Consider the following 21,169-nt stretch of genomic DNA (forward strand, 5'->3'; position numbering starts at 1 on the left):
GGGATCGCGTCGGACGGCGTCCATAGAGGAGGTGCCGCGAACGTGCGGCTCCTCGACCGGCGTCGACGGGGGCGCCGGTCGTGGCCGCCCCCACCGGGTGTGAGAGCCCCGGGGTGGCCCCCTGCGAACAAGGGACGTCATGACCTCCCAGCGCATCCTGCGTACCGGAACCACCCTGCTCTGCCTGGCCGCCGCCGCGACGCTCGCGCCCACCGCGCCGGCTCTCGCCGGGCCGGCCCCCCGGGCCGACCTGCGGATCGGCCTCAGCACCACCGAGACCCAGCTCGACTCGTACGGCCGGGCGGTCGCGGTGGTCCGGGCCACCGTCGACAACGTCGGTGCGGCGGCGGCGGACGACGCCACCATCTCGTTCCGGCTGCCTGCCGGCACCACCATCGCGGGCGAGACACTCCTGCGGTGCGACTACGCCACGTCCGTCTGCACCGGCAGTCTCGGGCCGGTGCCGGCCGGCGGCAGCGCCGAGCCGCTGCGCGTCTACCTCGCGCTGCCGATGGCCCCGGCCGGCACGGTTGCCACCATCGACGCGACGGTGTCGACCACCGCCCGCGAGGTCACCCGGACCAACAACACGGCCGCCGTCCGGACCACCTACGGCCGGTACGCGGACCTGTCGCTCTACCCCGGGGCGGACACCGGCGTCTGGGCGGAGACGGACATCTCGCCGGATGGTGGTCCGATCCAGCCGTTGTTCACCGCGAAGAACAACGGCACCGGTCCGGCCGCCGACGTGCGGCTGGTGGTCGAGGTGCCGCCCGGCTTCACGGTGACGGGTCCGCCGACCGGTGACACCGCGTGGCAGTGCGACGTGTCCGCCACCCAGGTGGCCTGTGTCGCCGGTCCGCTCGACCCGGCCGCCACCGTGGCGCTGACCGTGCCGATGACTGCTCCGGCGGGCAACCTCGACGACCGGTTCTCGGTGCCGGCGCGGGTCACCACGTCGGGCGTCGAGTGGCGGGACGACAACGGCAACGACGCGACGGCGGACTACCACTACGTGACGCCGCAGGCCTGACGCACCGAGCCGCCGGCTGGTCCTCGGGCTACTTGAGGATCAGCCGGTTGGTCTGCTCGAAGACGTCCAGGTCGGCGAGGGTCTCGATGACGCTGGCGGAGAGCGGCGCGGGCAGTTCCTCGGGGTGGAAGAAGCCGGCGTCGGTGGTCTCGTCGGTCACCCGGGCCAGCTCGCCGTCCCACTCCTCGACCCGGAACGCCGTGGTGAAGATCTGGTACGTGTGCCCGTACATGTTGGTGTGGGTGCGGTCCGGGCCGGTGTAGAGGGCGAACGCGCTGACCCGCAGGGCCCGCAGGCCGGTCTCCTCGCGGACCTCCCGGACGGCGCAGTCGGCGATCGACTCGCCGAGCTCCATCGCGCCGGCCGGCATCGCCCACTGGCCGTTGTCGGAGCGCTGGATCAGCAGCACCCGGGCGGCGTTGTCCCGGACCACCGCGCGAGCGCCGACGAACATCAGGGTACGGTCGCCGGCCAGGGCCCGGAGCTGCCCCACGTACGAGTCGGCCCAGGAGATGCTCACCCGGACAATCTACGCAGCCGGCCGGGCCGGGTCCGCCGATCCGGGGGTTCCGCTGGTGTGACCGGCGACACTACGTTGTTACCCATGCGTAGCACGATGATGGACGCCCCCCTCCAGATCGCGCGGATCCTCGAACACGGTGCCGGAGTGCACGGCACGGCGGAGGTCGTGACCTGGACCGGTGCCGAGCCCCGCCGGATGTCGTACGCCGAGGTCGGCCGCACCGCCGCCCGGCTCGCCCACGCGCTGCGCGACGAGTGCGGGGTGACCGGCGACGAGCGGGTCGCCACCTTCATGTGGAACAACACCGAGCACCTGGTGGCGTACTTCGCCGTGCCGAGCATGGGCGCGGTGCTGCACACCCTCAACATCCGGCTCTTCCCGGACCAGGTGGCCTACATCGCCAACCACGCCGAGGACCGGGTGGTGCTGGTCGACAGCACGCTGATCCCGCTGCTGGCCCGGGTGATCGGCGAGATGACCACGGTACGGCACGTGGTGGTGGTCGGGGGCGGTGACCCGGCCCCGCTGGTGGCGGCGGCCGGCGACCGGATCGCCGTACACCACTGGGACGCCCTGCTGGCCGACCGGCCGGAGTCCTACGACTGGCCCGAGGTGGACGAGCGCGACGCGGCCGCGCTCTGCTACACCTCCGGGACCACCGGCAACCCCAAGGGCGTCGCCTACTCGCACCGCTCGATCTACCTGCACTCGCTCCAGGTCTGCATGCCGGAGGGCTTCGGCCTCGGCCCGACCGACCGCGAGCTGGCCATCGTGCCGATGTTCCACGCGATGTCCTGGGGCCTGCCGTACGCGGCGTTCCTCTCCGGGGCGTCGCTGATCATGCCGGACCGGTTCCTCCAGGCCGCCCCGATCGCCGAGATGATCGCCGCCGAGCGGCCCACCCTCGCCGGCGCGGTGCCGACCATCTGGACCGACCTGCTGGGCTACCTGGACAGCCACGACGTGGACACCTCCTCGCTCAAGGAGGTGATCGTCGGCGGCTCGGCCTGCCCGCCCGCGCTGATGCACGCCTTCCACGAGCGGCACGGCATCGACGTCATCCACGCCTGGGGGATGACCGAGATGTCCCCGCTGGGCTCGGTCTCCCGGCCGCCGGCCGGCGCGACCGGCGACCAGGCCTGGCGCTACCGCTACACGCAGGGCCGCGTCCCGGCCGGGGTGGCCGCGCGGATCGTCGGCCCGCTGGGCGAGCCGCTGCCCGCCGACGGCACCTCCGTCGGTGAGCTGGAGGTCCGCGGGCCGTGGGTGACCGCCCGGTACGTCGGGGACGAGACCCCGGACGCCGAGAAGTTCCGCGACGGCTGGCTGCGCACCGGGGACGTCGGCACGCTCTCGCCCGACGGCTACCTGACGCTGACCGACCGGGCCAAGGACGTGATCAAGTCGGGCGGGGAGTGGATCTCCTCGGTCGAGCTGGAGAACGCCCTGATGGCGCACCCGGCGGTGCTGGAGGCCTGCGTGGTGGGCGTACCGGACGAGCGGTGGGACGAGCGCCCGCTGGCCACCGTGGTGGTCCGGGAGGGCGCCTCGGTCACCGCCGCCGAGCTGCGGGACTTCCTGGCGAAGTCGGTGGCCCGCTGGCAGCTGCCGGAGCGCTGGGCGTTCATCGACGCGGTTCCGAAGACCAGCGTCGGCAAGTTCGACAAGAAGGTGGTGCGTTCCCGGTACGCCGAGGGCGACCTCGAGGTCAGCGAACTGGCCGCGCCGTAACACTTTCCGGCGTACCGTCGCCTGCACGGGTAGGGACGAGCTTTACGGCATCCCTCCCCAGAGGGCGGCCCCGGCGTTCGCACCGCGCCGGGGCCGCCCGTCCATCGCGGGGCGACCCGCACCGTCATTCTCGCGAAACTTGTTCGCCTCTGTCCCGATCTCGGGGAAATCCGTGCCCGGGGTCCTTCACGCCTCACTGGTGCTGACCAGGACCTTTCCCACCACCGACTGCTGCACCGCGTCCTGCGCCGCCGCCGTGGCGGCCAGCGGATAGTGGTGCAGCGGCAGGCCGGCGTCCTCGCCGACCCGGATCGCGCCCTGCGCCACCGCCGCCGCGACGTCGGTCACCGCCTGCGCCTTCGCCACCTTCGGCGCGGTGTAGACCAGCACGAACTGCCAGCGCGCGTTCGGCCCCATCAGCGGCCGGATCGGCAACGTGACCTCGCCCCCGCCGTCGTCCGCGTACACGCAGACCGCGCCACCGGTACGCAGGACCTGCACGTCGGCGGCCGCGTTCCGGGCGGCGGAGACCTCGACGATCGTGTGCACCCCGTCGGGCGCGACCTTGCGGACCTCCTCGACCACGTCCTGCTCCCGGTAATTGATCACGAAACTGGCCCCGGCCGCCGCCGCGAGCTGCGCCTTCTCCGGGCCGCTCACCGTGGCGATCACGCAGGCGTCGGCCCACCGGGCGAGCTGGATCGCCGCGTTGCCCACCGCGCCCGCCCCGCCCTGCACCAGCACCACGTGATCACTGAGCGCCCCGGCGTGCAGCTTGTCCGGCATGAACTCGCCGGCGGTCAGGCAGCGGTGCGCGGTCATGAACGGGATGCCGAGGGCGGCGCCCAGGTCGAACGAGGCCGAACCGAGCGGCACCGCGTGCCGGACCGGCACCACGCTGTACTCGCTGGCCGTGCCCCACGGCCGCTGCCAGGCCGCCTCCCAGATCCACACCCGTTCGCCGATCAGGATCTGGTCGACGCCCTCACCGACCGCCTCGATCACGCCCGCGCCGTCCTGGTGGGGGATCTGCCAGCCCGCCGGCAGCGGCCACGCCTGGCGGGCCTTCCAGTCCGTCGGGTTCACCCCGGACACCGCCATCCGCACCAGCACCTCGCCGCGGCCCGGTTCGGGCACCGGTCGGTCGACCAGCTGGAGCACCGAGGCGTCCCCGTTGCGTTCGAACACGATCGACTTCATCGCCGTCCCCTCACCGTCGCCGTGCCGTTGCGCTACCCCGCCGGTCCCTGATCATTCCGATCCGGCCGGCCCCGCGGAACGTACAACGGGACAGTCGACGGCAGGAGGGTGACGTGTGGGACGAACCGGTGGCCGACCACGCGGCCCCCCGCCCGCCCCGCGCGTCGCGACGGCGAGCGGGGCGGGGGCAGGGAGCAGGTCAGGCCGCCGCCACGGAGCGCTTCACGTAGTCGATCAGCTCCGGGGACGGGCCGCCGTACTGGCGGGCGATCTCGGTGCTGTTCTCCGCCTGCATCCGGTAGAGCGAGTCGCGCAGCCCCGGGTCGCCGCCGTGGAAGGCCTCCAGCAGCTCCATCCAGCGCTTCGCCAGCGCCCGCACCCGCGGCTCGGCCGGGTCGGTGCCCGCGTCCAGCTCGGCCTGGACCGAGGCGATCAGCGTCGGCCACTCCTCCTGCACCCCACGTACGGCGTCCTCACCGAGCCGTTCCCGCCGCTGCGCCAGCTCGGCCAGCTGCTCCTCGGTGAAGTAGTTCTTGATGGTCTCGTCCACCTTGGTCACCTCCTCGATCAGGGCGAGCAGGTCGACGGACGTGGCGCTCCCGGCGGCGCGGACGGCCGGCACCAGCGCGGTCAGCCGGTCGCGCAGCCCACCGAGCGCGGCGAGCTGCCGCTGCACGTGCGCCAGGTGCTCGCCGAGCAGCGTGGCCAGATCCGGCCCACCGGTCCCGTCCCCGTCCAGCAGCGCGCCGATGGTCTCCAGCGGCAGGCCCAGCTCGCGCAGCGCGACGATCCGGTACAGCCGGTCCACGTCCCGCTCGGCATAGAGCCGGTGCCCGGTCGCGCTGCGCCCGGACGGCCGCAGCAGCCCCACGTGGTCCCAGTGGTGCAGGGTCCGGACCGTCAGTCCGGTACGCCGGCACAGCTCACCGATCCGCCAGGTGGCCACCACGTCCCACTCCCTCTCGCCGTCACCGCGCTCTGCGGCGACGCGACCGACGCTATGACCTGACGCCGCGTCAGGAGCAAGCCGCGTGTTCGACCACTTCGGGGGTGAGCGCGTCGATCGCGGGGAGCAGCACCGCCGCCAGCTTCTCGGCGTCCGCGTCGAGCGGGTACGAGCCGTGCGGCACCGCCACCACCCGCATCCCGGCCGCGGCGGCCGACCGGACCCCGTTGGAGGAGTCCTCGACCGCCACGCAGCGGGCCGGGTCCACCCCGAGCCGGTCCGCCACCGCCAGCCAGACGTCCGGCGCCGGCTTGCCCCGGGCGGTCTCCTCCGTCGACAGGGTCGCGCCGAACGCGTCGGCCAGGCCCGTCGCGTCCAGCGCCGCCGCGATCAGCCGGGTGGGGGAGGAGCTGGCCAGCCCCAGCGGCCACCGCGCGGCGATCCGGCGCACGACCGCGTCGGCGTCGTCGATCAGGGGTACGCGCTGCGCGTACCGCCGGGTCATCTCGGCCACCACCTCGGTGGCGACCTGCTCGGCGCTGCGGTCGACGCCCAGCTCACCACTCAGGTACGCGGCCCACTCGCCGGTGCTCATCCCCATCAGCCGGCGCTGGGTGTCCGGCTGCCAGGTGCCCCCGTGCGCGGCCACGTACGCCCGCCGGACCTCCTCCCAGACCGGCTCGGAGTCGACGAGCACACCGTCGAGGTCGAAGAGCACCGCGTCCACCATGCCGCCCATCCTGCCCGACGGCCGGCGGCCGGGTGGTTCAGCCGGTGGGGGTGACCGACCGTTGGGCGGGCAGGCCGATCGGCGCTTTCGCCGGGATGATCGTGCGGCACCGGCTCGCGATCGGGTCGAGCAGCTCGCGCAGCCGCCCGGTACGCTCCGCGCCCAGTGCCCGCCACGGGCCGAGCGCGGCCCGGTCGGTGGCCTCCTCGGCGGCCCGGAACGTCGCGGTGCCGTGCTCCGTGGGGGTCCGGTCGGCGTGCAGCCAGCCCTTCTCGACCAGCCGTTCCTCGGCGGCGGCCCACTCGTCGTCGGTCCAGCCCCGGGCCCGCTGGTGGAACTCGCGGGACTGGTCGACCCGGCACCGCCAGGCGACCACCTCGTCCGGCTCCAGCCCGGTGGTGACCAGCGCCGCCACGTGCCCGTCGCCCCGGTGCTCGCGCAGCGTGGTGGCGGCCTGCCAGAGCCGGGCCAGCGGGTACTCGCCCCGGGGCAGGGCGGCGTTGACCGCGCCGAGCACCCGGCCGGCGGTCTGCACCCGGCCGGCGGCCTCCTCCAGCAGCTCGGCCGCCTCGACCAGGTGCGCCTCGGGCAGTTCGTAGGTGAACTCGGCGAGCGCCTGCACCGCGCCGGTGAGCCGGGCGCGCAGCGCCTCCTCGGGGCTGACCAGCCGCCACACCGAGGGCAGCGCGCGGGCCACCATGGGCGGCGCGAAGCTGAAGAACGCGGCGGTCACGGCCGGCGCGTCGACCGGCCCGAGCGGGGCGGCCCGGCCGGCGAAGTAGCCCCGCCAGTAGCCGCGCAGCCCGACCGCCTCGTACGCGGCCCGGGCCCGCGGGTGGAAGTAGGTCACCGCGTGGACCGGCTCGAAGTGCGTCCACATCACCCGGGCCAGCCCGGGGTCGTCCAGCGCCGCCACGTGCACCTCCGCGTCGGTGAGCAGGTCACCGTGGACGGTGGACCGCCCACGGTGACCTTGAACCTACTGCGGGTAGGCGAGCGGGCGGAAGCCCGTTGTGACCTACTGCGCGGCGAGCACGTCCACGACGAAGCGCAGCGGGCCGGCCGGCCGGCCGCCCTCACCGGAGTTGCCGTACGCCAGCTCGGCCGGGATGTCGAGCTGCACCCGGCTGCCCACCGGCACGCCGACGAGGCCCTGGTCCCAGCCGGGGATGACCTGGCCGACGCCGATCGCGAAGGTGGCCGGCTGGCCGTTGTTCCAGGAGGCGTCGAACTCCTTGCCGTCCTTGTAGAACACGCCCACGTAGTTCGTGGTGATCTGCTGGCCCTTCTTCACCGCCGGGCCCTTGCCCTTGATCAGGGTGTTGACGGTGAGCTTCTTCAGCTCGCCGGTGCCGGGGGTCACCTTGGGCTTGGTCTTCAGCGCCGGGTCGGCCCCCTCGGGCAGCGCCGGGGCGGCGGCGGTGGGCTCGGTGATCGCGCTGGCCGACGGGCTGGCGGCGCTCTGGGTCTTCTTGTCGTCGTCGCCGCTGTTGAGCCAGACGATGCCACCGATCAGCGCGGCCACCGCGAGGACGCCGACGAAGGCGCCCAGCATCGACTGCCGGCGACGCCGGGCCTCGGCGGCCTTCTTCGCCGCCAGCTGGGCGGCGAGCCGCCGCTCCGCCTTGGTGCCCGGGCCCTGGCCCGCCGACCGGTTCTGCACACGCTCGCTCACGTCGACTCCCTGCTGACTGGGGTGGGTGCGCCCCCGGCGGGCCGCCGCCGAGGCCAGCGCACACGGTACCCGCCCGGACGCCCGGTGTGCTCCTGCGTCCCGCCGCGGGATCGGACAGGTGGCGGGTCCGTGGCGGTTTCCGGGAGTATTTTCACGACCATGGCGATCCTCACCGAAGAAGACCTGGCCCTGCTCGCCGAACCGCAGCTCGCCCACGTGGCCACGATCGAGGCCGACGGCACCCCGCACGTCACCCCCGTCTGGGTGGACACCGACGGCGAGCACATCGTGTTCAACACGGCCAAGGGCCGGCAGAAGTACCTCAACATGTCCCGCAACCCGGTCGTCGCGGTGTCGGTCGTCGACAAGGCCGACGACTTCCGCACGCTCTGGGTGAAGGGCACCGCCGAGTTCGTCACCGAGGGCGCGGACGCGCACATCGACCGGATGGCGCAGAAGTACCTCGGCCAGGAGACCTACCCGTTCCGCCGTCCCGGCGAGGAGCGCGTCATCGTCCGCATCACCCCCACCGAGAAGCTGGGCCGCGGCTGAGGCGAAAAGGGCCCCTTCTCAACGCCTGGTGCGGGTGAAGGGGCCCTTCCCCACACCTCAGGCGGTCTTGCGGGGCGCGGCCTTCTTCTCGGCGGTCTTCTTCGCCGGGGCCTTCTTGGCCGCCGTCTTCTTCTCGGCCGTCTTCTTCGCCGGCTCCGCCTTCTTCGCGGGCGTCTTCTTCTCGGCGGTCTTCTTCGCCGGGGCCTTCTTCTCCGCCGCCTTCTTCGCGGGGGCCTTCCTGGCGGCGGCCGCCTTCTGCGCCGAGCGGGCCGACGAGATGGGGGTGGGCTCGGCCCCGCCGCCCGAGGGCGTCTCGCCGCGCGCGGCCCGGGCCCGCTCGACCGACGCCTTCAGCGCGGCCATCAGGTCCACCGCCGCGGCCGGCGCGGCCTCTTCCTCCTCCGGCTGGACCACCTCTCGGCCCTCGACCTTCGCGTCGATGACCTCCTGCAACGCCGCCCGATAGTCGTCGGTGAAGGCGTCCGGCTCGAACTCGCCGGCCATCGAGTCGATCAGCGAGCTGGCCATCGCCAGCTCCGGCGGCCGCACCTTCAGGTCCTCGTCCAGGAAACCGAAGTCGGGGGTACGCACCTCGTCCGGCCAGAGCATCGTGTTGAGCAGCAGCACGCCCTCGCGTACCCGCAGGGTGGCGAGCTGTTCGCGCTGGCGCAGCGCCACCTTGACGATCGCCACCCGCTCCGAGTCCGCGAGCGCGTCGCGCAGCAGCACGTACGGCTTGGTGGCGGTGCCCTCCGGCTCCAGGAAGTACGCCTTGTTGTAGAGGATCGGGTCGACCTGCTCGGCGGGGACGAACTCCAGCACGTCGATCGCGTGCGAGGTGGTCAGCGGCAGGTCCGCGAAGTCGGAGTCGGTGAGGATGACCATCTCGCCGCCGCCGATGTCGTACCCCTTGGCGATGTCGTCGTAGGTGACCTCCTCGCCGCAGACCGAGCAGGTGCGCTTGTAGCGGATGCGGCCGCCGTCCTCGCGGTGCACCTGGTGGAAGCGGATGTCCTTCTCCTCGGTGGCCGAGTAGACCTTCACCCCGATCGACACCAGGCCGAACGACACCGCTCCTTTCCAGATCGCCCGCATCCCGCGCTCCTCTCCCCGGTTCTGACCAGGATCGCAAACGATCGAACGCACCGCACGCTCTTCCGCGCCCTACTACAGTCGAGAGGTGCCCGGCGCGCCGTTGAAGCCGATGCTCGCGATGACCGGGCAGCTCCCGGCCGGTGCCGGCTGGGCGTACGAGTTCAAGTGGGACGGTGTCCGGGCGCTCGCCGACATCGTCGGTCACCGCCAGCACCTGTACGCCCGCTCGGGCGTGGACATCACCGTCGCGTACCCGGAGCTGATCACCCTGGCCGAGCAGGTCGACGACGCGCTGCTCGACGGTGAGGTGGTGCTCTTCACCGACGGGCAGCCCTCGTTCACCGCCCTCGCCGAGCGGATGCACGTGCGCAACGCGGCGAAGGCGGCCCGGCTGGCGGCGACCGTCCCGGTCACGTACATGATCTTCGACCTGTTGCGGCTGCGCGGCGAGGACCTGACCGGGCGGCCCTGGCGGGAGCGGCGGGCGGCGCTGGAGTCGCTCGGGCTCGGCGCGGCCCGCTGGGCGGTGCCACCGGTCTTCGGAGACGGCTCGGCCACCTACGAGGCGGCGGGCGAGCACGGCCTGGAGGGGGTGATGGCCAAGCGGGTCGACTCGCTCTACCGGCCCGGGGTGCGCTCGCCCGACTGGGTGAAGGTCAAGCTGGAGGTCACCGCCGACTTCGTGGTGGGCGGCTGGCGGCCGGGCGCGCGCCGGATCGGCGGGCTGCTGGTGGGGGTGCCCGGGCCGGACGGCCGGCTGGTCTACCGGGGGCGGGTGGGCGGCGGGATCGGCGCGGCGATCGAACGGGAGCTGCTGCGTGAGCTGGAGCCGCTGCGCTCCGGCGCGTCGCCGTTCGCCGGGGACGTGCCGCGCGAGGATGCCCGGGGCGCGATCTGGGTAACTCCGCAGGTGGTGGTGGAGGTGAAGTACGGCCAGCGCACCCCGGACGGGCGGTTGCGCTTCCCCCGGATCCTGCGCCTGCGCCCGGACAAGCCGGCGGAGGAGGTCGACGATGTCAGCTGAGCGGCTCAAGGTGGACGTCGAGGGGCGGTCGCTGGAGCTGTCCAACCTGGACAAGGTCCTCTTCCCGAAGGCCGGCTTCACCAAGGGTGAGGTGATCGACTACTACACCCGGATCGCCCCGGTGCTGCTGCCGCACCTGCGGGACCGGGCGGTGACCCGGATCCGCTTCCCGAACGGCGTCGACGGCGGGTCGTTCTTCGAGAAGAACGCACCGGCCGCCACCCCGTCCTGGGTACGCACCGAGACGCTGCCCGCCCCCGGGTCGAGCAAGGGGCGGGAGACCATCGACTACGTGGTCGCCGACGATCTGCCTACCCTGGTCTGGCTGGCCAACCTGGCCGCGCTGGAGCTGCACACGCCGCAGTGGAAGGTGGGCGGGCACCCCGACATGATGGTGGTCGACCTGGACCCGGGCGCCCCGGCGGCGTTGAAGCAGTGCTGCCGGGTGGCGCTGCTGATGCGCGACCGGCTGGCCGCCGACGGGGTCGAGGCGTACCCGAAGACGTCCGGCAAGAAGGGCATGCAGCTCTGCTGCCCGATCGCCGGTACCCAGTCCGCCGACGTCGTCTCCGACTACGCGAAGCGGATCGCCCAGGAGCTGGAGCGGGAGCACCCGAAGCTGATCGTGTCGAAGATGGCGAAGAACCTGCGCCCCGGCAAGGTCTTCATCGACTGGAGCCAGAACAACGCGGCGAAGACGACGGTCGCGCCGTACTCGCTGCGCGCCCAGGCCGTGCCGTCGGTGTCGACGCCGTTGACGTGGGACGAGGTGTCCGCCGGTGCGGCCGGGAAGCGACCGTCGACCCGTCCGTACACGGCCGACGAGGTGCTCGAGCGGGTCGCGAAGTCCGGCGACCTGCTCGCCCCGCTGCTCGACGGCGGCCCGGAGCTGCCGGGCCGGTGACGGGTGGCGCCCGCCCGGGGGGACGGACACCACCCGCCGGTGGTCAGCAGCGACGCCACGCGTTCCAGCTGGCGCTGTCGCCCGCGTAGTCGGTGGCGCACCAGTAGCCGCTGCCGGAGACGTGGACGGACACGGTCCGGGCACCCGAGCTGGTCGCCGACGCCCAGTGCGCGGTGTCCGCCCGACCGCCGTTGGGCATCCGGACGAAGCCGTGGCTGCTCGACCACGAGTGCCAGATGCTCCGGTCGGGGGCGACCCCGAAGTACTCGTACCGGCCGCTGCCGGACCAGTCGACCTGCATCACCGAGCTGCCGCACTTGAAGGTGCCGACGTAGCCCCACATGTCGCGGAACGTCCAGCTGGTCGAGCACGACGCCGGCTTGAACAGCTGGACGTCGAGCGCCGTGGTGGCCGTGGCGACCGACTGGACCGACTCCGACCGGGCGGCGGTGGCCGGGGCGGCGGTGGCCGTCAGCGCACCGGCGAGCGTCAGGGCCGCCACGGACATCCGTACCAGGCTGCGTACCTTCATGATCCTCCTCCGGACGGGCGTGCCGGCCGGCACGCCTACTTCGGACCCTCAGGTTCGGTCAGCGGGTCACGGAAGGGCACGCCCGTTGCGGAAACCGGCAGCCGGCTTGACGGCCGCGCGGTCAGCGGCGGGCGGCCTCCCAGGCGGCGCTCTGCTGGAAGTACGTGTCGTAGAGCTCCTGCACCTCCAGCAGGCTCTCCGGCGGCACCTTCCCGTACGCGATCCGCTCCAGGTGCCGGAAGTACCCGAACCGCTCGACGCCCGGCGTGATGACGATGAGGATGTCGGCGTCCTCGCCGGGTGCGGCGGCGAACGCGTGCGCGAGGCCGGGCGGCACGATCACCAGGTCGCCCCGTCCGGCGGTGACGACCTGCTCGCCGGAGAGGAGTTGGGCGGTGCCGTCGAGCAGATAGAACAGCTCGGCGGAGTTGGCGTGGTGGTGTGGCCGGGCACCGTTCGCGCCGTCCGTCAGGGTGACCCGGTGGGTGGAGAGGGCCCCGCCGGTGGCGCTGCTGTCGGCGAGCAGGCGGGTGACGGCGGGTGATCGTCCCACCGCCTCGGCGTCGGCCGCCCGGACGACGACGGACTCGGTGAAGTCGGGCGAGATCAGGGACATCTGTGACTCCTGTCGGTCAGTGGGCGAAGAGCAGGGCGGCGTCGAGCAGGATCACCAGGGCGGTGGCGAAGTGGATGCCGAAGGCGACCGCCTTGGTGCCACCGTGCCGCAGCACGTTGACGGTGTCGCCCAGCGGGTTGAGCGCGACGATCAGCATGTACCAGGCGACCGCCTCGGCGTCGGTGAAGGCGATCAGCGCCAGCCCGAGCAGGCCGTAGCTCAGGTCGCGCAGCCCTTTGACGGTGAGGTAGGCGGTGTCCCCGTCCGGTGTGACCGGCACGCCGTAGCCGGCGGCCGAGGCCCGGGGCGCCAGCAGGAACCGGGCGCCGATGAAGACACAGAAGAGGCTGAGGACGACGGCGAGCCCGTAGGCGAACATGGCTGACTCCTTTTGCTAGCAGCGCTAGATTCAAGAGCGAAGCTAGCATGTCGACGGCAGCTTCGCTAGCGGTGCTAGGGTCGGCTCATGTCGATCCAGGCACGGCGGGAACGCGAGCGGGCGGAACGGGAACGGGCGATCGTCGTCGCGGCCCGGGAGCTGGCCGAGGCGGAGGGCTGGGACGCGGTCACCACCCGGCGGCTCGCCGCCGAGATCGAGTACAGCCAGCCCGTGCTCTACAGCCACTTCAAGGGCAAGGACGCCATCATGGCGGCGGTCGCCGTGCAGGGCTGCGGTGAGCTGGCGGACGAACTCGCCGCCGCCCGGGCCGCCGCGACCGACCCACGGCAGGCGGTGGCCGGCATCGCCGGGGCGTACGCCGCGTTCGCCGAGCGCCGGCCCGCCCTCTACGACGCGATCTTCAACCTGCCCACGGTGCTCCCCTTCGCCACCCGGGACGTGCCGGTCGACCTGGCCCGGGCCTTCGCCGAGCTGGCCGAGACCCTGCGCCCGTTCGCCGGTGACGACGACCTGGAGGCGTTCACCGAGGCCTTCTGGAGCGGGCTGCACGGGCTGATCTCGCTGATGGGCAGCGGCCGGCTCCGGCGCGCCGGCCACGAGCGGCGGCTGGCGCTGCTCGTGGACCGGTTCACCTGCGGCGGGACGACCCCCGGCACGGACTCGCGGCGGGCGTGACGCGCCCGGCTCCGAGTGGGCCGGCACCACGGCGGTCTTTAGAGTGGTCGGGCCGGCACGCGGGAGGGGACAGCGATGGACACCGGGACGATGCCACCCGTCGTCGCTGACGCGGCGTTGTTCACGTACCACGACGACCGGACCGGGGAGCGCACCGCGCTGACCGCGCCGCAGCTCGGCGAGTGGGCGGCGCGCAGCGCCGCGCTGCTGCGCGACGGCTGCGGGCTCGGGCCGGGCAGCCGGGTCGCGGTGCTGCTGCCGCCGCACTGGCGTAGCGCCGCGATCCTGGTGGGCGCCTGGTCGGTGGGGATGGCGGTGTCGTTCCGGCCCCGGGCCACCGCCGGCCTGCCGGTCCTCGAACCGGGCGCGGAGCTGCCGTACGACGCGGTGTTCGTCACCCCGGAGCGGCTCGACGACTGGCTGGAGGACGTGCCCGACGGCACCCACCGCTACCTGGTCGGCACCGGGCCGGGGCCGCTGGCCGAGGTGCCACCGGGCTGGCTCGACTGGTCGGCCGAGGTGCTGCGGCAGCCGGCCACCCCGCCGGACCGTGCCGCCGTCCACCCGGCCGACCCGGCCACCGCCGACGGCACCAGCCAGGGTGCCTGGCGGCGGCTCGCCGCCGAGGTCGCCGACCAGCTCGGCCTGCGGGCCGGTGACCGGCTGCTGGTCGACGCGGCCGAGCACGAACAGCCGCTGAAGTGGCTGCTCGCCCCGCTCGCCGCCGGTGCCTCGGTGGTCGTCCATGCCCACCTCGACCCCGCCCGCCGCGACTCGGTGGCCGCCGCCGAACAGGTCACCCGCGTGCTCTGAGGCCGCCGCGCGGGACGGTCGGCGGCGCAGTGATCGCCTACGATGCCCGGGGAACCCACCGGGAGGGCACAGTGGCCGATTTCAGCGTGGACCCGGACGACGTCCGCATCCATGGGCGCACCCTCGGCACCACCATCGCCGAGGACTACGCGCAGCAGGCGGACGAGATCGTCCGCGACGGCGCGATCGACCCGCCCGGCTTCGGCATCGCCCTGTCCTGGGCGGAGGCGCTCTACCTCCAGCGCGTCGAGTTCCTCACCGCGGACGTACGCGGGGCGGCGGAGGTGTGCCGGCAGATCGGCGCGAAGCTCGGCGTGGTCGCCGACCAGTACGACCGGGCCGAGGACCTGCACGTCAGCGGGTTCGGTGGCACGCCCGCCCCGACGGGCGGCTTCGGCGACGCGTACGCCCGGACGGGCACCGCCCGACTGGTCACCGACCCGGCGGTGCTCGCCACCGCCGCGACCGCCGGCGCCTCGATCACCCTCGCCGAGATCGGCGGCGTCATGGCCGGCATGGCGGCCTGCGCCGCGCTCTGCCCGACGTTCATCGTCGGCGTGGCCGGCGCCGCGCTGTTCGTGGCCAATCCGGTCGGCATCGCGCAGGCCGGCTCCGACCTGATCCGCCACGGCGACCAGCTCCAGAAGGCGCTCAACGCCAACTTCGACAAGATCTGCTCGCTGGCCACCGGCACCTGGAAGGGGCAGGGCAAGGACAGCTTCGTCATCATGGCCACCAACCTCAAGGCGCACCTCGACGAGCTCGGCGCGTTCATCCGCACCCTCGGCGAGGCGCTGCACTCGCTGGAGATCGCCCTCGGTGGCCTGTGGCTCGGCCTGCTGGCCATGACCGGGCCGTTCCTGACCTGGCTGATCGCCATGCGCGCCGCCGAACTCGTGCCCGGTCTGGCTCTCGGCCTCGAACCGGTCATCGAGGCGGCCGGGGCGGCGATGAGCGCGTCCGTCACCAGCATGGTGGCGGCGGTGAGCACCCTCGGCGGGCTGGTCGTGGCGCTGATCAACGGCCTGGCCAAGGACTTCCTCAAACTGATGACGCTGCCGGACGACGGTGCCGCCGGCACGCCGGACCTGACCGAGTTCCGCGTCGGCGAGAACTTCGCCTGACCGACGGGAAGGGAGACCCCGTGATCGACCCCGACGTGCGACGGCGCATCGAGGGCATGGCCGAGCAGGCGAACCGGTTCGCCGCGAGCGTGCAGGACCTCACCGCCGAGGGCGTCGACGACACCGGTCTGGTGCGCGTGACCTGCGCACCGGGCGGCCGCCTCGTCGACCTCGACCTGGCTGCGGAGACCCGGCGGATGCAGACGTACGAGCTGCGCGAGGCGATCCTGGCCGCCGCCGGCCGGGCCACCGACGCGGCCGGCGCCAACCTGGCCGGCATGGTCGCCCAGGTGACCGGCAGCGCCGACGGGTACGGCACCGACGCGGTCCGCCAGGCGCGCGAACAGGTCGCCCGCTACCAGCGGCTGGTCGACGAGCAGCGGCAACGGCTCGAACAGCTGCGCGGCGACCCCGGTCGGTCATGAGCGCGACCGCGCCGGAACTGCGGATGCGCCGGCCCGTGCTGCGGGTGCTCGGCGCGCTGCGGCCGGTCCGGGCCGGCTACCGGATGCACCCGGCGACCCTGCTGGCCGTCCTCGCCCTGGCCGCCGCCGCGTTCCTGCTGCTGCTCCTCTTCGGCGTGCCGCTGGGCCTGCCCGGCGTGGTCCCGTTCGCCGTCGGGGCGGCCATCGCGCTGCCCTATCCGCTGCTCACCCTCGGTGCCGGCGCCTGGTACGCCTGCGGTGCCGGGCACCCGATGCTCCGGGTCGCCGACGGGGAGGTGCGGGGCCGGCTGCGCGGCGTCTGGGCCGACGAGCTGGCCGACGCCGACCCCACCGACCCGTCCTTCTGGGACCTGCGGCTCCCGGTCGGCGCGCTCACCGGCGTCCGGGTCGAGCGGGACCGCCCGGGCAGCCCGATCCTCGTGCTGGACGTGCCGCCCGAGGTGACGGCGGCGCTGCTGGCCGACGAGGACACCCGCCCGCTGGCCGAGCACTGGCGGGACCGGGTGGGCAGCCCCGCCGCCTGGCAGGTCGGCCTCTACGCGGGCCGCTTCCGCCGCGAGCGCCGCCTCCGGGCCCTGCTCGGCGCCCTGCCCGGCTGACTGCCGCCGGCGCGAAATGCGCGAGCGCGTGGGCCCGGTCCGGCCGTACCGTCGGCGGGTTCGTCGAGGGCGGGAGGATTCCATGGACGGGCTGACCTGGCGGGAGTACGGCGAGGAGGCGCTGCCCGAGCTGGCCGGACTGGCCGAGGCGTGCCTCGCCGCCGACGGCGGGCTGCCGCTGTTCAGCCGTACCCCGCTGCTGCGGGCGCGGCTGGTGCAGGCCCGTACCCTCGGCGCCTGGCACGGCGTCGAGCTGGTCGCGGCCGTCAGCGCCGGCACGGACCGCGCGCCGGTCAGCGCCACCGGCCTGGTGCACCCGGCGTGGCGGGGGCGGGGCATCGGCACCCGGCTGCTCGACTGGGCCGGCGCGCAGGCCGGCGACACGGACCTGCTGGTCACCACCGAGACGGACGGCCCGGACGCGGACGCCCTGTTCGGCGCGTGCGGGCTGCGGCGCACCTTCGGCGAGTGGGTGCTCCGGCACGACCTCGACGCCCGGCCCGACGTGCCGGCCCCCACCGGGGTACGCCACGAACCGGCCACCCTCGGGCCCGAACTCTTCGCCACCTACCGGGCGTCCTTCGCCGACCGGCCCGGCTTCCCCGACCCGGCCGCCGACGAGTGGCTGGGCGACCTGCGCGACGACGACGGCTACCGGCCCGAGCTGTCGATGCTGGCCCGCGCGGCGGACGGCAGCGCGATCGGCTTCCTCACCGTCATCGACGACTGGATCGACCAGGTGGGCGTGCTGCCCGCCTGGCGCGGCCGGCGGGTCGGGGCGTGGCTGGTGGCGGAGGCGCTGCGCGGGCTGGCCGGGAGCAGGGCCGGTCAGGCGTGGCTCTGCGTCAACGAGGACAACCCGGCGGCCGGGCTCTACCGGCGGCTCGGGTTCCGCGACGCCGGCCGCCGCGCCCGCTACCTGCGCCGCCCCTGAGCATCGACCGTCCTGGAACACTGCACCCGTGGCCGTGACGCAGCAGCTCGCCCGACTCTCCGCCGACCGGCTCGCCGCCTGCCGGGCGTCCGCCGACGAACTGGCGCGGCTCTGCGGGTACGAGCTGCTGCCGTCCACCGCGTACCTGGACCTCGACTGGTCCCCGGCGCCGCTGCTGCGGGCCGCCGAGCTCGGCGCGGTCCCCACGGACGCCCTGCGCCGTGCGCTGACCGGCGACGTGGCGATCGGCCCGGCCCCGTGGGTGGACGAGCCGGTCACCGCGCTGGAACCGGCGGCGGTGGCCGACGTCGCGCAGGCGCTCGGCGCGCTCGACCCGACCGTGGTGCTGGCGGCCGTACCGGCGGATGCGGCAGCCGCCGCGGCGCTCCTCGGCCTGCCCGACTTCGCCGGACACCCACGGCCGTACCTGCACCGCCACGTCAGCGCACTGTCCGACTTCTACCGGTACGCCGCCGGGCACCGGCTCGCGGTCGCCCTCTGGTGGGACTGACCGACGTCGCCCGCCCGGGACCGTTCCGTCCCGGGCGGGCGCGAGGGTCAGCCCAGCGCGGCGGCGAACATCCCCGGCTGGTACGAGCCGCCCTTCTGGTGCACGATCACCGCGAGCCGGTTCGCCGCGTTGATCAGCGCCACCAGGCAGACCAGCGCGGCCACCTGCTCGTCGTCGTAGTGCTTGCGCACCAGCTCCCACGTGGAGTCCGAGACACCCTGGGCGGCGTCGGCGAGCCGGGTGCCCTCCTCGGCGAGCGCCAGCGCGGCCTGTTCCGCCTCGGTGAACACGGTCGACTCGCGCCACGCGGCGACCAGGTTCAGCCGCACCGGGCTCTCACCGCCGGCCAGCGCCTCCGTGGTGTGCATGTCGATGCACCAGCCGCAACCGTTGATCTGGCTGGCGCGCAGCGACACCAGCTCCTGGGTGGCCTTCGGCAGCGTCGACTGCTGCACCACCAGGCCGGCGTTGGCGAAGCGCTTGAAGAACTTCGTCGCGGTCTCGCTGCCGAACATGTTGAATCGGGCGTCGTCCATCGTTGCGTCCTCACTCGTGGCGTGCCGTTGACGAACACGAGATGCCGGCGCACCCTCCCCCGTGACGGTGACCAGGGCCACAGCGCCCGGGTGTCACACCATCGCCGCGGCCGGCATCGAATGGGGGACACCGTCGAGAGGGCAGAGGAGCCGACCATGGTGGGTACGCCGCAGACCGACCGCCCCGACCCGGCCACCGAGGCGTTCCTCGCCCACCGCAACCTGCTCTTCACCGTCGCGTACGAGATGCTGGGTTCGGCCGCCGACGCGGAGGACGCCCTCCAGGAGACCTGGCTGCGCTGGGCCGGGGTGGACCTGGAGACGGTGCGCGACCAGCGCGCGTACCTGGTGCGGATCACCACCCGCCAGGCGCTCACCCGGCTGCGCACGCTGGGCCGCCGCAAGGAGTCGTACGTCGGTCCCTGGCTGCCCGAGCCGTTGCTCACCGCTCCCGACATCGCCGAGGACGTCGCGCTGGCCGACAGCGTCTCGATGGCCATGCTGCTGGTGCTGGAGACCCTCGCGCCGACCGAACGCGCGGTCTTCGTGCTCCGCGAGGTCTTCGATCTCGGGTACGACGAGATCGCCGAGGCCGTCGACAAGTCCCCGGCGGCGGTCCGGCAGATCGCCCACCGTGCCCGCGCCCACGTCGCCGCGCGCCGCCCCCGCCAGCCCGTGTCGCCCGCCGAGACCCGGGGCGCGCTGGACGCGTTCCAGCGGGCCGTCGAGACCGGCGACATCCAGGGCCTGCTCGACATCCTCGCCCCCGACGTGGTGCTCCTCGGCGACGGCGGCGGCATCAAGCAGGCCGTCCCGCGTCCCATCCTCGGCGCCGACAAGGTGGCCCGCCTGCTGGCCGGCGGCTGGGGCAAGATCCCCGGCAGCACGTCGTGGCGGCCGACTCAGGTCAACGGGCACCCGGCGCTGGTCGTCCAGCTCGACGGCGAGCTGGACTCGGTGGTGGCGCTGCGCATCGACGGCGGCCTGATCACCGGCATCTACGCGGTGCGCAACCCGGAGAAGCTCTCCCACATGGACCGGGAGACGACCCTCAGCCGCTGACCCGCACCGTGATGTCGAAGCTCTGCGGGTCGACGTCGAGCATGAGGGCGATGGCTTCCCGCGCCATCGCCTCGACCTGGTCGAGACGGCGGGCCTGGGAGAACACACCCTCGACCTCCGGCACGCTGATCGCCCACCAGCCGTCGGAGCGTACGCAGCTCGCGGTGTACGTCATCAGCAACCTCAGTTCTGGTTGACCGGCCAGACGGCCGCCGGATCGCAGCGGGCCGGGCAGGCGAGGAGGTACACGTCGTTGCCGAGGAACATGCCGTACTCGTTCCCGTTGAACGTGTCGACCTGCTCCGCCGCCTCGGGCCGCTTGGGGAAGCCGAAGTTCTCCGGCACCTGAAGGAGAAAGGCCAGGTCGGAGCCGCACGCGCAGCGGTAGTGCTCCGCCTCCTGACTCCACACCGGACGCCCGCCGACCTTGAACGCCCACACGCCGGCGCTGCCCTTCCCGTGGCGCTCCTCGGCCGCTGCGAGGCTCAGCCGCAGCGGCTGGAGGTAGGGGTCGGCGGTGTCAGCCGGCACCCCGGCCCGCTGGAGCAGGACGCGCCAGAACGCCAGCTCGTTCGGGGCAGGCGGCTGCTCCCAGTACCGCGGGGGAAGCCGCTCGGCGGTCGGGAGGCAGGCGTCATTGTGCCGTGGGCACTGGAAGGCCAGCAGATGCTCGCCGCCGAAGGTGGGGATGTCCGCCGGGACGTCCAGCTGGAAGAAGAGCGCCATGCGGCTGCCGCACTCGCACACCGGCCACGGCTGGTCCGCGTCCAGCAACGGCCAGCCACCCACGGTGTTCCGGTCCCCGGCCACGGCCGGCGTCGACGTGATCTCGATCCGGTACATCGGGCGACCGTAGCCTCCCGGCCTCACGCGGGCAGCCCCTGCCGGTGGAGGCCCACGGCCTCCGGGGCGGCGTGCCACTGCCACTCGGACAGCCGGGTGCGTCCGGGCAGCTCGATCCGGCCGGTGCACCAGCGCAGCGCGGCCCACGGATCCACCCCGGTCACCTCGTGCGCCGCCTGCGGGAAGAGTCGGGCGAGGATCCGGGCGCACACGTCACGCGGCGGATCGAGGGACCGGCCCAGGCCGCGGGCGATGTCCTCGCCGTGCAGGAGCGTCTCCACGCAGCCCATCGCGGCGAAGCCCGCCGGATCGGACAGACCCGCCGGGTGGAAGGCCCGCACGTCGGAGCTGGTCATGCGGACCGCTGCGGCCAGCAGGCGACCGGCCACCTCGACGAACTCCAGCATCTCCGCCGGGGCGGCGTCCTGGTCGGCGGTCGCCATGAACCGCACGAACCGATCCCCCGGGCGCGCCACGAGCTGACCCGCGAACGACAGCAGGCAGTCCCCGAGGTGCTCGGCAGTGTGCCAGCAGTCCCACTCCAGGTCGCCCGCTCGCACCGACCAGTTCAGGCTGGTGGCGGGCCGCAGGGCGGCAACGACGTCGGACACCGCGGCGTCGAGATCGTCGGCGGTCACCGGCACGTTTCCTCCAGGGGTGAGACG

Annotated in this window: 27 protein-coding genes; 13 read left to right on the forward strand and 14 right to left on the reverse strand. The window is 73.6% G+C overall.

Translation table 11 applies throughout. From position 1 onward, the window contains the following. The first annotated feature begins 139 nt into the window (after window positions 1-139). Window positions 140-1,033, forward strand: coding sequence for a DUF11 domain-containing protein (locus tag GA0070611_RS24755; protein WP_091668980.1), 894 nt, complete (start codon window positions 140-142; stop codon window positions 1,031-1,033). 28 nt (window positions 1,034-1,061) lie between these two features. On the opposite strand, the gene GA0070611_RS24760 is transcribed toward GA0070611_RS24755, so the two are convergent. Beyond that, the gene (locus GA0070611_RS24760) at window positions 1,062-1,553 is read right to left on the reverse strand and encodes an NUDIX domain-containing protein (RefSeq protein ID WP_091668984.1); all 492 of its coding nucleotides are present in this window, start codon (window positions 1,551-1,553) and stop codon (window positions 1,062-1,064) included. Window positions 1,554-1,637: 84 nt separating this feature from the next. Here GA0070611_RS24760 and GA0070611_RS24765 point away from each other — a divergent pair, with 84 nt between their 5' ends. Further along, entirely contained in the window at window positions 1,638-3,287 is a 1,650-nt protein-coding gene (locus tag GA0070611_RS24765) for a fatty acid--CoA ligase (protein ID WP_091668987.1), read from the forward strand. A 186-nt stretch (window positions 3,288-3,473) separates the two neighbouring features. Here the strand turns inward: GA0070611_RS24765 and GA0070611_RS24770 are convergent, their stop codons facing one another. The 5 genes from GA0070611_RS24770 to GA0070611_RS24790 form a co-directional block, all read right to left on the reverse strand. Then, a complete protein-coding gene (locus GA0070611_RS24770; protein WP_091668990.1) occupies window positions 3,474-4,487 on the reverse strand; it encodes an NADPH:quinone reductase in 1,014 nt (337 codons plus the stop codon). A 199-nt stretch (window positions 4,488-4,686) separates the two neighbouring features. Beyond that, window positions 4,687-5,436 (reverse strand): MerR family transcriptional regulator, encoded by a 750-nt coding sequence (locus GA0070611_RS24775; protein ID WP_197675789.1) that lies wholly within the window; start codon window positions 5,434-5,436, stop codon window positions 4,687-4,689. A gap of 67 nt (window positions 5,437-5,503) precedes the next feature. Next, entirely contained in the window at window positions 5,504-6,163 is a 660-nt protein-coding gene (locus tag GA0070611_RS24780) for an HAD family hydrolase (protein WP_091668993.1), read from the reverse strand. Window positions 6,164-6,200: 37 nt separating this feature from the next. Then, a complete protein-coding gene (locus GA0070611_RS24785) occupies window positions 6,201-7,043 on the reverse strand; it encodes an SCO6745 family protein (RefSeq protein WP_167604509.1) in 843 nt (280 codons plus the stop codon). A 138-nt stretch (window positions 7,044-7,181) separates the two neighbouring features. Continuing rightward, complete coding sequence (locus GA0070611_RS24790; protein WP_091668999.1) at window positions 7,182-7,838, reverse strand: FKBP-type peptidyl-prolyl cis-trans isomerase; 657 nt, start codon at window positions 7,836-7,838, stop codon at window positions 7,182-7,184. Between the two features lie 159 nt (window positions 7,839-7,997). Here GA0070611_RS24790 and GA0070611_RS24795 point away from each other — a divergent pair, with 159 nt between their 5' ends. Further along, window positions 7,998-8,390: a PPOX class F420-dependent oxidoreductase gene (locus GA0070611_RS24795; protein WP_091669002.1), complete on the forward strand. Its 393-nt coding sequence runs from the start codon at window positions 7,998-8,000 to the stop codon at window positions 8,388-8,390. A gap of 57 nt (window positions 8,391-8,447) precedes the next feature. On the opposite strand, the gene ku is transcribed toward GA0070611_RS24795, so the two are convergent. Beyond that, on the reverse strand, window positions 8,448-9,485 hold the full coding sequence (gene ku, locus GA0070611_RS24800; RefSeq protein ID WP_091669006.1) for a non-homologous end joining protein Ku: 1,038 nt from the start codon (window positions 9,483-9,485) through the stop codon (window positions 8,448-8,450). Window positions 9,486-9,570: 85 nt separating this feature from the next. On the opposite strand from ku, the gene ligD (GA0070611_RS24805) reads away from it, so the two are divergent. Both ligD (GA0070611_RS24805) and ligD (GA0070611_RS24810) read left to right on the forward strand, forming a co-directional pair. Continuing rightward, on the forward strand, window positions 9,571-10,509 hold the full coding sequence (gene ligD, locus GA0070611_RS24805) for a non-homologous end-joining DNA ligase (RefSeq protein ID WP_091669011.1): 939 nt from the start codon (window positions 9,571-9,573) through the stop codon (window positions 10,507-10,509). Beyond that, complete coding sequence (gene ligD, locus GA0070611_RS24810) at window positions 10,499-11,413, forward strand: non-homologous end-joining DNA ligase (RefSeq protein WP_091669014.1); 915 nt, start codon at window positions 10,499-10,501, stop codon at window positions 11,411-11,413. Before ligD (GA0070611_RS24805) ends, ligD (GA0070611_RS24810) begins: the two co-directional genes overlap by 11 nt. A 43-nt stretch (window positions 11,414-11,456) precedes the next feature. On the opposite strand, the gene GA0070611_RS24815 is transcribed toward ligD (GA0070611_RS24810), so the two are convergent. The 3 genes from GA0070611_RS24815 to GA0070611_RS24825 form a co-directional block, all read right to left on the reverse strand. Then, window positions 11,457-11,945: a hypothetical protein gene (locus GA0070611_RS24815; RefSeq protein WP_091669019.1), complete on the reverse strand. Its 489-nt coding sequence runs from the start codon at window positions 11,943-11,945 to the stop codon at window positions 11,457-11,459. 121 nt (window positions 11,946-12,066) lie between these two features. Beyond that, entirely contained in the window at window positions 12,067-12,561 is a 495-nt protein-coding gene (locus GA0070611_RS24820; protein WP_091669023.1) for a cupin domain-containing protein, read from the reverse strand. Window positions 12,562-12,577: 16 nt separating this feature from the next. Continuing rightward, window positions 12,578-12,940: a DUF4267 domain-containing protein gene (locus GA0070611_RS24825; protein WP_091669026.1), complete on the reverse strand. Its 363-nt coding sequence runs from the start codon at window positions 12,938-12,940 to the stop codon at window positions 12,578-12,580. A gap of 87 nt (window positions 12,941-13,027) precedes the next feature. Between GA0070611_RS24825 and GA0070611_RS24830 the strand changes: the two genes are divergently transcribed. The 7 genes from GA0070611_RS24830 (at window position 13,028) to GA0070611_RS24860 (ending at window position 18,063) form a co-directional block, all read left to right on the forward strand. After that, complete coding sequence (locus GA0070611_RS24830; RefSeq protein ID WP_091669030.1) at window positions 13,028-13,636, forward strand: TetR/AcrR family transcriptional regulator; 609 nt, start codon at window positions 13,028-13,030, stop codon at window positions 13,634-13,636. A 75-nt stretch (window positions 13,637-13,711) separates the two neighbouring features. Further along, window positions 13,712-14,449 (forward strand): TIGR03089 family protein, encoded by a 738-nt coding sequence (locus tag GA0070611_RS24835; protein WP_091669034.1) that lies wholly within the window; start codon window positions 13,712-13,714, stop codon window positions 14,447-14,449. Window positions 14,450-14,520: 71 nt separating this feature from the next. Then, window positions 14,521-15,573, forward strand: coding sequence for a hypothetical protein (locus GA0070611_RS24840; protein ID WP_091669038.1), 1,053 nt, complete (start codon window positions 14,521-14,523; stop codon window positions 15,571-15,573). 20 nt (window positions 15,574-15,593) lie between these two features. Then, window positions 15,594-15,998: a YbaB/EbfC family nucleoid-associated protein gene (locus GA0070611_RS24845; RefSeq protein WP_091669041.1), complete on the forward strand. Its 405-nt coding sequence runs from the start codon at window positions 15,594-15,596 to the stop codon at window positions 15,996-15,998. After that, entirely contained in the window at window positions 15,995-16,618 is a 624-nt protein-coding gene (locus GA0070611_RS24850) for a hypothetical protein (RefSeq protein WP_091669044.1), read from the forward strand. Before GA0070611_RS24845 ends, GA0070611_RS24850 begins: the two co-directional genes overlap by 4 nt. A gap of 82 nt (window positions 16,619-16,700) precedes the next feature. After that, entirely contained in the window at window positions 16,701-17,552 is an 852-nt protein-coding gene (locus GA0070611_RS24855) for a GNAT family N-acetyltransferase (RefSeq protein ID WP_091669049.1), read from the forward strand. A 28-nt stretch (window positions 17,553-17,580) separates the two neighbouring features. Next, a complete protein-coding gene (locus GA0070611_RS24860; protein ID WP_197675790.1) occupies window positions 17,581-18,063 on the forward strand; it encodes a DUF1877 family protein in 483 nt (160 codons plus the stop codon). A 47-nt stretch (window positions 18,064-18,110) separates the two neighbouring features. Here GA0070611_RS24860 and GA0070611_RS24865 read toward each other — a convergent pair whose 3' ends face one another. Next, entirely contained in the window at window positions 18,111-18,599 is a 489-nt protein-coding gene (locus GA0070611_RS24865; protein ID WP_091669053.1) for a carboxymuconolactone decarboxylase family protein, read from the reverse strand. A 156-nt stretch (window positions 18,600-18,755) separates the two neighbouring features. On the opposite strand from GA0070611_RS24865, the gene GA0070611_RS24870 reads away from it, so the two are divergent. Then, a complete protein-coding gene (locus GA0070611_RS24870) occupies window positions 18,756-19,661 on the forward strand; it encodes an RNA polymerase sigma-70 factor (protein ID WP_231921210.1) in 906 nt (301 codons plus the stop codon). On the opposite strand, the gene GA0070611_RS24875 is transcribed toward GA0070611_RS24870, so the two are convergent. The 3 genes from GA0070611_RS24875 to GA0070611_RS24885 are packed head-to-tail and all read right to left on the reverse strand — an operon-like array spanning window position 19,651 to window position 21,142. Continuing rightward, entirely contained in the window at window positions 19,651-19,836 is a 186-nt protein-coding gene (locus GA0070611_RS24875) for a type II toxin-antitoxin system HicB family antitoxin (protein ID WP_091669061.1), read from the reverse strand. The genes GA0070611_RS24870 and GA0070611_RS24875 overlap by 11 nt on opposite strands. Before the next feature lie 8 nt (window positions 19,837-19,844). Continuing rightward, window positions 19,845-20,504: a hypothetical protein gene (locus GA0070611_RS24880; RefSeq protein WP_091669064.1), complete on the reverse strand. Its 660-nt coding sequence runs from the start codon at window positions 20,502-20,504 to the stop codon at window positions 19,845-19,847. Window positions 20,505-20,527: 23 nt separating this feature from the next. Continuing rightward, the gene (locus tag GA0070611_RS24885) at window positions 20,528-21,142 is read right to left on the reverse strand and encodes a maleylpyruvate isomerase mycothiol-dependent enzyme family protein (RefSeq protein ID WP_231921211.1); all 615 of its coding nucleotides are present in this window, start codon (window positions 21,140-21,142) and stop codon (window positions 20,528-20,530) included. Between the last annotated feature and the right edge of the window lie 27 nt (window positions 21,143-21,169).

It is taken from the genome of Micromonospora auratinigra, assembly GCF_900089595.1.
GTDB classification, from domain to species: Bacteria; Actinomycetota; Actinomycetes; order Mycobacteriales; family Micromonosporaceae; genus Micromonospora; species Micromonospora auratinigra.